Source organism: Roseomonas sp. KE2513, assembly GCF_016107305.1.
Lineage (GTDB): Bacteria > Pseudomonadota > Alphaproteobacteria > Acetobacterales > Acetobacteraceae > Roseomonas.
In genome coordinates this window covers 1-10,937 of record NZ_RCVR01000079.1, presented here as the reverse complement: position 1 = coordinate 10,937, position 10,937 = coordinate 1, and the positions used below count along the sequence as shown (strand labels likewise).

Here is a 10,937-nt window from a genome sequence, read left to right as displayed (position 1 = left end):
CTATTTGAAGGTCCGTGGACGCTGGTGCTATTTGTATCGGGCGATCGACAGAAGCGGTGACCTCGTCGACACCATGCTGAGCGAGCACCGGGACATGGCGGCCGCGCAGGCGTTCTTCCGCTCGGCCAGACTGGCCACCGGCATTGTCCCTGACAAGGTCACCACGGACGGGCATGGCTCGTACCCGCGCGCGATCCGCTCGACATTGGGCAAGCGGGTTGAACATCGCACCAGCGCCTTCAAGAACAACCGGCTTGAGCAAGATCACCGCGGCGTCAAAGGTCGCATCCGATGTATGCGCGGGTTCAAAAGCTTCACCTCAGCCGAGCGCTTCTGTCGCAGCCACGACGAACTCCGCAACCACCTGCGCCCTCGCGTCCGCCACAACCAGCACGTTCCCGCCAACCGCCGTCGCATGCTTCAGTTCCGCCGTGTGGTCACCGTGCTCGCCATCCTTGAAGCAGCGTAGGCTGGCAGCATCAGCCGGCGTGCGACGGCATCTCTGGCGCGAGAGCTGACAGAATCGGTTCGCTTGCGGAAGGGGCCCAGCCGGCGGCACGATAGTGATATTGCCAGCCGGGATGGCACGTTGATGTATAGAGGAACGGGAATGAGAAAGATGATTAGGCCTGAGGGGCTACATCGCTGATTCTGGCGCTTGCTACGGGCGCAGGGCTCCAATCCTCGATGCAGCAAGGATACAGCTTGCTGCGTCCAGGTCAGGCGGCTGTTACTCCGCTTGGTCGATCAGCCAGGCTCGGAAGCGCCGAAAGCTCGGGTTCCGCAATCGACCCGCTGGATAGACGAGATAATAGGTGAAGGATCCTCGGTCGAGTGCCGGCCCAAATGGTTGCACCAGCCGTCCGTCGCGCAGGTCATCCGCCATCAGGGCCTTCTGGGCGAGCATGACACCTTGTCCCGCCATGACAGCCTGAAGCGCCAGAACAGAGCTCGCATATCTCGGGCCCGCGTAGGGGTCGATGCCTTGCAGACCTGCTGCTTCCAGCCAGTAGCGCCAATCGTCCGGGCGGGCGAGAGAGTGCAAGAGGGAAACTCGCTGAAGGTCCTGGGGGGACCTGAGACCTACTTCTCGGCACAAAGCTTCGGTGCAGACGGGGATTAGCTCATTACGCACCAGACGGTCGGCCTCCAGCCCCGGCCAGTTGCCGTCACCCAACCGGATGGCGCAGTCCACATCCTCCCGGCTGAAATCCACGTTCTCCAAGGAAGTGGTCAGTCGCACGTCAGTCACCCTGTTCGTCTGCTGGTAGACCGACAGCCGCGGAATGAGCCACTTCATGGCGAAGGTCGTGTAGGCCCGCACTTTCAGCACCTCGGGCCCACGGCGGCCCGTCAGCCGGCGGCTCGCCTCCCGAATCCCGTCAAGATGCGGGGAGATGGCTGCGAGATACTGCTCCCCCTGCACCGTCAGTGCCATCGCGCTTGGCGAGCGGCGGAATAGCTGCACGCCCAGTTCGTTCTCCAGCACCTGCACCTGCCGGCTGACGGCGCCCGGTGTCACGCCCAATTCCTCCGCCGCGCGCCTGACGCTGCCGAAGCGGCCAGCCGCCTCGAAGGCGCGTAGCGGGTTCAGGGGTGGCAGCCAGTCCATGGAGGCGACGTTTGCGTGTGTTGACTTTTTGTCAATACCTCCTCGCTCCTTTCTCCGCCTGTGTTTCTGACCGCGCGGCGCTAGGCAGGGTGCAAGGAACCCGGGCCAACGCCCCACGAGGAGGAACGTCATGCAGCACGCGCCGCAAACACTCGATGCGCCACGTCCGCCGGCCACAGCGGGTGAGCCCTTTCGCCTAGTGGCATCGCGTGACTGTCAGTCAGGCCAATGCGTCTTCCCCGCCATCCCAGACAGCTCACCTTCCAACCCGCGCTACGAGCCGGTGCAGCTGTCCGAGCAAGCGGTTCTCTACAGCTTCACCGTGATCCATCCGAACCCGAAGAGCGGCCAAGCGCCCTTTGTTCTCGTCTATGCCGACTTCCCGGAAAAGGCGCGTGTCTTCGGGCGGTTGCGGCTGCCCGAGGGCCGGCGCCCGCAGATCGGCATGGCGTTGTCAGCTGTAGCGGACGGCGCCGGGCAGTACTCCTTCATCCCCGCGGCGGAGAGCGACAAATGAGCACCGAGGTGTACATCGCTGGCGCGGCCATGACAGCCTTCGCCCGCCATACCGACAAGTCCATGCAGGACCTCGCCCAGTTCGCAGCATTGGGCGCAATGACCGATGCAGGCATTGGCGCCGAGCGCATCCAGGCCATGTACAACGCCAATGTCTATGGCGGCATGGTGCTCGGCCAAGTCCTGATGCGTGATCTCGGCCTCGGAGGACCCGCGCTCTACAACGTGGAAAATGCGTGCGCGAGCGGCGCCACGGCGGTGCATCTCGCCTGCCAGGCGCTCCGGTTGGGTGTGTACGACACTGTGCTGGTCTGGGGCGTGGAAATGCTGACCAAACTCGGCGGCGGCACAATCCCCATGCAACGGAACGACTACAAGACCGATCTCTACGCCGCTCAGGGCATGACGTTGCCGACAGTCTATGCGATGCGCGGCACGCGCTATCTGCATGAGCGGAACGAAGCGCCGGAGATCCTGGCGCGGGTAGCGGTGAAAAATCGTGCTCACGGCGCGCTGAACCCGCTGGCGCAGCAGCGTAAAGCGGTGACGCTGGAGGAGGTGCTACAGTCCCGCCCGGTAGCGGAGCCGCTGACGTTGTTGCAGTGCTGCCCCTCCATGGTGGATGGCGCCGCAGCGGTGGTGCTGACGACCAAGCGGCCGGCCCAGGGGCGCCCCGCCATCCGGGTTGTCGGTTCGGCCGTGCAGTCCGGCCGGATCGAGGAGGGCTGCGACAACATTTTGGATGCCGAGATCACGGCGCGCACCGCGCGCCTAGCCTATGAGCAGGCCGGACTAGGCCCGGAGGACGTGAACGTCGTCGAGCTGCATGATGCCTTCACCATCGCCGAGCTGCTCTATTACGAGGCGCTTGGCTTGGCGTCCCAAGGCGGGGGCGCGGACATGCTGCGGCGTGGCGACACCGCGCTGGGCGGCCGGGTGCCAGTAAACCCGAGCGGCGGGCTGCTGGCGAAGGGCCATCCGCTGGGTGCGACCGGCGTCGCGCAGATGGTAGAGGTGACTTGGCAGCTCCAGGGGCGGGCCGAAGGGCGACAGGTGGAGGGGGCGCGCGTCGGCCTCACCCAGTGCACCGGCGGAGGCATCGCGGGTGTGGATCATGCCGCCTCGTCCGTCCACCTGCTGGCGGCCTGAGCCATGGTGGAGGTGGATGTCGCGGCCGTCACGGGCGGTGCGCGGGGGATCGGCTTCGGCATCGCGAACGCCCTGACCGGCGCCGGTTACGACGTGGCGCTGCTCGACCTTGATGCGGCCTCGCTGGACGACGCGGCAGCGCGGCTGCGGCAGGCCCATCCCGGCCGCCGCGTGCTTCCCGTCACGGTGGATGTGACGGACCGGCCGCAGGTGGACACTGCGATCGGCCGGATAAATGCGGAACTCGGGCGGCTCGACGTGCTGGTGAACAATGCCGGCATCGTCCGCGACAAGCGACTGGGCAAGATGGAAGAGGAGGATTGGGACGCGGTCATTGCAACCAATCTCCGCTCCCAGTTCCTCACCTGCAAGGCGGCCATCCCGGGGATGGTGGAGCGCGGCTACGGCCGGGTGATCAACATCTCCTCCCGCGCTTGGCTTGGCGGCTTCGGGCAGGCGAACTACTCGGCCGCCAAGGGCGGGGTGGTGAGCCTGACGCGCAGCCTAGCCATCGAGTTCGCGCCGCAAGGCGTGACGGTGAACGCCATCGCACCGGGGATCATCGAGACACCGATGTTCCTGAGCTTCAAGGAAGAGGTGCAGGAGCGGCTGAAGAAGAGCGTGCCGATGCAGCGGATCGGCACGCCGGAGGATGTCGCCCAGGCCGTGCTGTTCTTCGCGGCCCGTGCCAGCGCCTATATCACCGGCCAGCTGCTCTATGTCTGCGGTGGCCGAAGCCTGTCCAGCCCGAGTGTCTGACATGGCCATCCACACCGTCATCGACAACGCCATCGCCACTATCACCATCGACCGGCCGGAGGCGCTGAACGCGCTCGACGTGCCATCCCAGGCGGAGTTGCGCGCGCAGCTTCTCGCGGTGCGGGACGATGATGCGGTGCGCGTCATCGTCCTCACGGGTGCCGGCACGCGCGCCTTCTGCGCCGGCGCGGACCTGAAGAACACGCCGGCAAGCACCGACCCCTATGCCAGCGCCTGGACCTCGGGGGACGAGGTCGCGACACGCCGCGGCGCCTATGTGCGCATGCTGAACCTGGAGCGCCTTTCCATTTGGAAGCCGATGATCGCAGCGGTGAACGGCCACTGTCTCGGCGGCGGGATGGAGTTGGCGCTGCAATGCGACCTGCGTGTGGCCTCCGACTCGGCTAGCTTCGCCCTGCCGGAGGTGCGGGTTGGCAGCGTCGCTGGGGTGTGCGGGCCGCTGCTGATGCGCGTGATCCCGCAGGCCCATGCGATGAAGATGCTAATGACCGGGGCGCGGATCGATGCCGCGGAGGCGCTGCGCATCGGCCTGGTCAGCGATGTCTGGTCGGCGGCCGATCTGCCGGCGAGGGTGCAGGAGCTGGCGCGCACGATTGCGAGCAATGCGCCGCTCTCGGTCGCCGCGACCAAGCGTGCTGCGCGCGAGACTGAGGTGCTTCCGCGCGCCGCGCTCGCCGACATGACGGAGATGGTCTTCGGCATGCTGAAGGATACAGAGGACCGCTCCGAGGGGCGCCGCGCCTTCGCGGAGAAGCGCATCCCACGCTTCACCGGCCGGTGATCGCCATGGCGGGGCATCAGGCCGATGACCGGCACCCGCTCGAGGGCGCGCTGGCTGGCATCCGCATCATCGACTTCTCGCAGATCGCGGCCGGGCCGCTCTGCACCATGCTGCTGGCCGATATGGGCGCCGATGTCGTGAAGGTGGAACCGCCGGGCGGCGATGTCGGCCGCATGCTCGGCCCGCCCTTCGTCGAAGGCGAAAGCACCACCTTCATGTCCCTTAACCGCAACAAGCGCAGTGTGGTGCTGGACCTCAAGACTGACGCAGGGCTGCGCCAGGCGCGCCGGCTGGCGGAAACGGCAGATATAGTAGTCGAGAGCTTCCGCCCTGGCGTGGCGGACCGGCTCGGCATCGGTTACGCGGCAATCTCGGCGGTCAACGAGCGCGTCGTCTACTGCTCGGTTTCGGCCTACGGACAGGAGGGGCCGTGGTCCGGGCGGCCAGGCGTGGACGGGGTGGTGCAGGCCATTTCTGGCCTGATGAGCATCACGGGAAGCGAGGGCGAGCCTCCTTCCAAGGTGCAGGCGCCCATTACGGACATGACAACGGGCTTCCAGGCCGCCATCGCCGTGCTCGCCGCGCTGCGCCGGCGGGATGCAGGCGAGCGGCCCGGGCATCTCGATGTGAACCTTTTCGCCAGCTCGCTGATGCTGCAGCAGGTGCCGCTCACCGGCTTCCTCGCGTCCGGGGAGGCACCGGTGCGCTGCGGCAGTGGGGCGCCCTATGCTACGCCGAACGAGGCCTATGAGACGGCGGATGGGCATATCCTCGTCGCCGCCTACCAGGCCGGGCGCTGGACGCGCTTCTGCGAGGTGATCGGGCGGGCCGAGCTGGCTGCGGACCCGCGCTTCGACACGCTGTCCCATCGCATGAAGAACCGCGCCGCGCTGACGGAGACGCTAAATGCCGTGCTGCGGCAGCGCCGCGGCGCGGAATGGCTCGCCATTCTGGAAGAGGCGGACATCATCTGCGCGCCGGTCGCAGATTACGGCAGTCTGGTAGAGGCGCCGCAAGTCTCTGCCTCCAACCTAATCGCCTCAGTGGAGCACCCGCGCGCCGGTCGCATTGCCATGCCCGGGTTCGCAATCGGCGGGAAACCCATGGCGATCCGGAGACCGCCGCCCCGGTTGGGCGAGCACAATGAACTGCTGGACGAAGAGCCGCCCCGAGCGAAGACCGCCGGATCTTCGCACCGAGCGGTGCAGGCAAAATAAAAAGCGAAGCAAGGAGAACGTTCGATGCTGACCAGAAGGATTGTGCTGGGCGCGTCGGGGCTGACGATGATCGGCTCCCATGCCAGGGCGGAGAATTACCCAAGCAGGCCGATCCGGCTCGTCGTGCCCTATGCGCCGGGTGGCGGCACGGATATCGCGGGCCGGCTGACCGCCGCTCGCCTCTCCACAGCGCTGGGCCAAACCGTGGTGGTGGAGAATCGCGGTGGCGCGGGTGGCAATATCGGAACGCAGGTCGTCGCCGCAGCACCGAATGATGGCTACACGCTGCTCTTCGCCGCGAACTCGATGACGATCAACGCGGCGCTTTATGCCAACCCCGGCTTCGACGTGGTGCGGGACTTTGCCCCGATCGCTGGCGTCGCCTCGACGACCGTGGTGCTCGTCGTGCGGGCGGACATGCCGGTAAAGACGTTGCCCGAATTCATCGCCTATGCCCGCGCACGGCCGGGTGAGCTGAACCACGGTACTCCCGGGCCGGGCACGCCGCAGCATCTGGCGGCCGAGCTGTTCGATTCCATGGCTGGGACGAAGATTATCCATGTGCCCTATCGCGGCACGGCTCCGTCGGTTACCGGCCTCCTGAGCGGCGAGGTCAACCTGATGTTCGCCAGCGTCAGCGCCGTCGAGCCGCTGATCAAGGACGGCCGCATCCGCGCCATTGCTGTGACATCGAGTAAGAGGTCCTCCGCTTGGCCGGACCTGCCGACGATCAGTGAGGTACTGAACGGCTATGAGTGCGATCTCTGGTACGCGATCCTCGGCCCGCGTGGGATGGCCGCGCCCAGTGTGGAGACAGTGGACAAGGCCGTGGCCGAGATGATGAAGGATCCGGAATTCATCCAGCTCATGCAGACCCGCGGCTTTGAGCCCACCTATCTTCCCGCGGCACGGCTGGCCGCAGTACTGGCGCAGGACCTCGACCGTTGGAAGAAGCTAGGCCAGGCCACCGGCATCAAAATGGAGTAGTGGAGGCTGCTGCGCTGCCGAACGGCGCATGATCTGGATGGATTTGAGAAGCGTCGATGATGATGGACAACCCGCTCCTCGAATATCTCGGGATCAGCCTGACGCGCTGGACAGCGGGCAAGGCCGAGTTCCAGCTCGATATTGGGCCGCGGCACCTCAACCGGCAGGGCAGCTTGCAAGGCGGTATGACGGCGACACTCCTGGACGCGGCCTGCGGCTATGCCGGGCTGTGGACGGAGGAGAGCCAGACACCGGGTGATGCTGTGACGGTGATGCTGACGATCAGCTATCTCGCCAAGGTCCAGCAGGGTCGGATCACTGCGACAGGGCGGGTCACGCACTCGGGCCGCCGGCTATACTTCTCTTCTGGAGAGTTGGTCGCAGACGATGGGACCATCATAGCCACGGCCCAAGGGAGCTTCAGTCGGTCCAGGCCGCGCTCCGGGGCGTGACCGAAGGTCGTGGCCCGCCATGCTTGCGTCTTCGGCAGGGCTCTACCATGGTAGGAGATGACGTTTGGAAAAGCGTCGGGTGACGGGTATCAACGGACGGGCGGAGCCGCCGGTCGATCCGGCGGTGATGGCAGAGGCGGTGACGTACGCCATCACGAGCCGGCGGAGTATCCGCAGCTTCCGGGACGTTCCCGTGGATCGGTACACCATCACGCGGCTGCTGGAGATCGCTAGCCGGGCGCCGAGCGGCAGCAACATCCAGCCCTGGAAGGTAAGGGTGCTAACCGGAGCGTCGCTCGCCGCTGTTTCTGAGGCGCTGGTGGGCGTGTGCCGGCTGGGAGAGGCTGAGCGGCGCGAGTACCATTACTATCCCCAGAACTGGCGCCCGCCCTATATCGAGCGCCGCCGGGCTGTGGGCTGGGGGCTTTATGCTCTGGCTGGGGTTACCCGTGGCGACAAGGCGGCCGGCGAACGGCAGCGAGCCTTGAACTACTCTTTCTTCGGCGCACCGGTCGGCTTGGTCTTCACCATCGATCGGGACCTGGAGCAGGGCAGCTGGCTCGATCACGGCATGTTCCTGCAGAACCTGATGATTGCGGCGCGCGGCTTCGGCCTCGATACCTGTCCGCAGGCGGCCATCGCGAACTACCCCGACATCCTGCAGCGTGAACTGTCGATTCCGGATTTGGAGATGGTGGTCTGCGGCATGGCGCTCGGGGTGGCGGACCCTGCGGATCCGACCAATGGTCTGGTAAGCGAGCGCGAGCCGGTATCGGAATTCGCCACCTTCTATGACTGAGCAAGGAGACGGAGGATGAGCTCGGCGACGACCGGGGCGGCCCTTAATGCGCCACCGATGCGGCGCTCGCCGCAGCAGCCGCATCCCAGCGTGTTCGACACGCGCATCACGCGGCTTTTCGGAATCCTTCATCCCATTCTGTGCGGCGGGCTGATGTGGCTATCCGATGCAAGCTATGTCGCCGGCATCGTCAATGCGGGGGGAATGGGCTTCATTACCTCGCGATCGTTCGCGACGCTGGAAGCCTTCCGGGCCGAGCTCAAGGCCTGTGATGCGCTGGCGGGGGGCAGACCCTTCGGAGTGAACCTCTCAACGTCACGTCACACGGAGGTGAGGCTGGCGGACTACCTTGCCGTGTCGTTAGAGATGGGGGTGCGGTTCTTCGAGACATCTGGCCGCGCACCGGCAGACGATCTGATCCGGGCGATCCACACCGCGGGCGGCGCGGTGATCCACAAGGTCCCACTGGTGCGACACGCGCTAACCGCGGAACGGCTAGGCGTGGATGCGGTGGCCATTGTGGGCATGGAATGCGGCGGCCACCCCGGCGCCAACACCGAAGTGCCGGCGATGTTGGGGGGCGCGATCGCCGCGGAGCGCCTGCGAATTCCCTTTGCGATTGGGGGTGGTATTGGCACGGGGCGACAGTTGCTCGCGGCTTTGGCCGTGGGCGCCGATGCGGTGGTAATGGGCACGCGATTCATCGCGGCCGAGGAGGTGACGGCGCATGAGGCCTATAAGCAGCGGGTCGTCGCGGCCGATGAGAGAGCATCGGTCATCGCCTTTGCGGAGAATCCTGCGCTCGGCGGCGCTTGGCGGGTGATGGACAACGCGACGGCGCGGGAGGTCCGGAGGCGGGAAGCCGCAGGGCTCCGTGGCTTCGACGACTTTTCCGACCTCATCCGCGGCACCCAGCTGTTGGATCGGTGCTATCGCGAGGGCAATCCTGAAGCCGGGATGATCTCCATGGGGCCGGGAGCGTGCTTCGTGGAGCGGATCGAGCCAATTGCTGACATCGTTGGTTCTATAATGTCCGAAGCCGCGGCTTATCGTGACCGCCTCCGACGCATAGGTTCGGCTTGATGTCACGCCACTGACTGCTGGTCGTGTTCCAAGACGATCGGAAGCTCTGTTCGCCGAGCGCGTGAGTGCAGGCGGCACCGCCCTGGCGCGCCGCCCTGACGTTACCAAGCGCGACGATATTGAAGCCTCGGCCGAACCCGACGTGGAGCGCCAGCGCAGCCGCCCGGCGCCGCGAGCATAGTGCACGCGCCATACGTCGCGCAGCGTCTGGACCATGGGAACCTCGCAGGCCGCGGCCGGTGCGCTTGGCCCGTCGAGCGCAGCCAGAAGGAGGAAGCCGTTCTCTCCTACCACCAGGGCGAAGGCCTGAGGATCTCCAGGGTTGAGCTGTGGATGGTGGCGCCGCGGAAGTCACGGAGAAAGTCAGCATGCTTCTCCAGCACCACCGGTTCGACACCAGCTCTCGCCCGGAGCACGCCCAGCATTATGCCTGCCGGCCTACCGCCAACCACACAGCAGTCAATGCTGATTGTGACGCCTGTCATTTCCCAGGGCCCATCCGGATGGCTGCAGCTCAGTCGGGCCGAACTGCGTGCGCCGACTGTAAGCTGTTCAGCGGTAAGCTGATCTGGCTTTCGGGTGACATTCGGCGCCTCCCTGACCGGAGATGGAACGCTACGGCTTGGCAGGGCGCGATCGGGTCGGCAGATTCAGATTGCATCCGAACACATTCGGATTCTGAGAAGGGCCAAAGCTTGTCGAAGAAGTTCCTTACCGACGTCATCCAGCAGTCCACCGAGATGACGGGCGTCGCCTCCGGGCAACTCGCAGCCAACCTGATCGCCGCCATCAAGGAGGAGATCATCGAGACCGGCCGCTTCTCGTTGCCGGACTTTGGCACCTTCACCGTCCGCGAGACCGCCAAGCGCACGGCGCTGAACCCGCAAACGGGCGAGAAGGTTCAGGTGAAGGCGGGTGCGACCGTCAAGTTCAAGGCCAGCCCTTCGCTGAAGGAAGCCGCCTTCGCGGGCGCCAAGAAGGCCAAGCGCAAGGCAGCCAAGGGCAAGGCGGCCTGACACTCAGCAGGACGTCCTGAGGGCCGCAAGCCGGTCCTCAGAGGCCCCATCTGTCCTAAAAACCGCGGCTTCGTTCTTGATCTGTTCGAAATGGGTTCGCACCTTGCGGCGATGCCGCGCCTCACCCGCTTCGCCTCCTCTCGCCGGACAGCATTTCCCGCCGAGGTGCGCCATGGCTGACCCGGCAGGAGCCAGTTCGCCGCCCTTGGTGCCTGCCACCGGCGAGGAAGTGGCCGAGGTGCTGGCCTGTGCGCTGCGGCACGACGAACGCGGCAAGCCCCGGCGCGGAGCAGCTTGGGAGGTTGCGGCCGCCGTGCTGGCCGAGCAACTCGCCGCTCACCTGGAACGGGCCAATATGGTGGCGGTCAAGAAGCCGCCGCGCCCACCGCACTCGACCTGATGGTCTCGCCCGGCGGCCGGGTTGCTTCACCGGGGCAGGATGGAGCACCCCCGTCTGTTCAGACCTTCGCTGAGCAGTGAGCGGAGGTAGCCGAAAGCAGAACAAGCGCCTCATAAAACCCTGCTGCTACGATAGCACGATCTAT

The 10,937-nt window shown here is 65.8% G+C and carries 14 protein-coding genes; 12 read left to right on the top strand and 2 right to left on the bottom strand.

The features are described 5' to 3' along the window. Positions 1-469 (top strand): DDE-type integrase/transposase/recombinase (locus D9599_RS29345; protein ID WP_198384881.1); only part of this gene is annotated, 469 nt, incomplete at its 5' end. Between the two features lie 261 nt (positions 470-730). Here D9599_RS29345 and gcvA read toward each other — a convergent pair. Continuing rightward, entirely contained in the window at positions 731-1,612 is an 882-nt protein-coding gene (gene gcvA, locus D9599_RS29340; RefSeq protein ID WP_198384880.1) for a transcriptional regulator GcvA, read from the bottom strand. A gap of 130 nt (positions 1,613-1,742) precedes the next feature. Here gcvA and D9599_RS29335 point away from each other — a divergent pair, with 130 nt between their 5' ends. The 9 genes from D9599_RS29335 to D9599_RS29295 all read left to right on the top strand — a co-directional run bounded on the left by D9599_RS29335 (position 1,743) and on the right by D9599_RS29295 (position 9,376). Then, a complete protein-coding gene (locus D9599_RS29335; RefSeq protein WP_198384879.1) occupies positions 1,743-2,129 on the top strand; it encodes a Zn-ribbon domain-containing OB-fold protein in 387 nt (128 codons plus the stop codon). Further along, positions 2,126-3,277 (top strand): thiolase family protein, encoded by a 1,152-nt coding sequence (locus D9599_RS29330; protein WP_198384878.1) that lies wholly within the window; start codon positions 2,126-2,128, stop codon positions 3,275-3,277. The genes D9599_RS29335 and D9599_RS29330 overlap by 4 nt, the downstream gene beginning before the upstream one ends. Positions 3,278-3,280: 3 nt before the next feature. After that, positions 3,281-4,036, top strand: a complete 756-nt coding sequence (locus D9599_RS29325; RefSeq protein ID WP_198384877.1) for an SDR family NAD(P)-dependent oxidoreductase — start codon at positions 3,281-3,283, stop codon at positions 4,034-4,036. A 1-nt stretch (position 4,037) separates the two neighbouring features. Next, positions 4,038-4,838 (top strand): enoyl-CoA hydratase/isomerase family protein, encoded by an 801-nt coding sequence (locus D9599_RS29320; RefSeq protein WP_198384876.1) that lies wholly within the window; start codon positions 4,038-4,040, stop codon positions 4,836-4,838. Positions 4,839-4,843: 5 nt separating this feature from the next. Beyond that, positions 4,844-6,055: a CaiB/BaiF CoA-transferase family protein gene (locus D9599_RS29315; RefSeq protein ID WP_198384875.1), complete on the top strand. Its 1,212-nt coding sequence runs from the start codon at positions 4,844-4,846 to the stop codon at positions 6,053-6,055. Positions 6,056-6,079: 24 nt separating this feature from the next. Continuing rightward, positions 6,080-7,042 (top strand): tripartite tricarboxylate transporter substrate binding protein, encoded by a 963-nt coding sequence (locus D9599_RS29310; protein ID WP_198384874.1) that lies wholly within the window; start codon positions 6,080-6,082, stop codon positions 7,040-7,042. A 56-nt stretch (positions 7,043-7,098) separates the two neighbouring features. Beyond that, on the top strand, positions 7,099-7,494 hold the full coding sequence (locus D9599_RS29305; protein ID WP_198384873.1) for a PaaI family thioesterase: 396 nt from the start codon (positions 7,099-7,101) through the stop codon (positions 7,492-7,494). A 64-nt stretch (positions 7,495-7,558) separates the two neighbouring features. Further along, positions 7,559-8,293, top strand: a complete 735-nt coding sequence (locus D9599_RS29300) for a nitroreductase (RefSeq protein ID WP_232481087.1) — start codon at positions 7,559-7,561, stop codon at positions 8,291-8,293. 15 nt (positions 8,294-8,308) lie between these two features. Continuing rightward, on the top strand, positions 8,309-9,376 hold the full coding sequence (locus D9599_RS29295) for a nitronate monooxygenase family protein (protein ID WP_198384872.1): 1,068 nt from the start codon (positions 8,309-8,311) through the stop codon (positions 9,374-9,376). 287 nt (positions 9,377-9,663) lie between these two features. Here D9599_RS29295 and D9599_RS32630 read toward each other — a convergent pair whose 3' ends face one another. Further along, entirely contained in the window at positions 9,664-9,861 is a 198-nt protein-coding gene (locus D9599_RS32630; protein ID WP_375373096.1) for an FAD-dependent monooxygenase, read from the bottom strand. Positions 9,862-10,071: 210 nt separating this feature from the next. On the opposite strand from D9599_RS32630, the gene D9599_RS29285 reads away from it, so the two are divergent. Continuing rightward, positions 10,072-10,392: an HU family DNA-binding protein gene (locus tag D9599_RS29285; protein WP_198384870.1), complete on the top strand. Its 321-nt coding sequence runs from the start codon at positions 10,072-10,074 to the stop codon at positions 10,390-10,392. A 172-nt stretch (positions 10,393-10,564) separates the two neighbouring features. Next, positions 10,565-10,792 carry a hypothetical protein gene (locus D9599_RS29280; protein WP_232481084.1) on the top strand — a complete coding sequence of 76 codons (228 nt, stop codon included), beginning with the start codon at positions 10,565-10,567 and terminating at the stop codon, positions 10,790-10,792. The last annotated feature ends 145 nt before the right edge of the window (positions 10,793-10,937 follow it).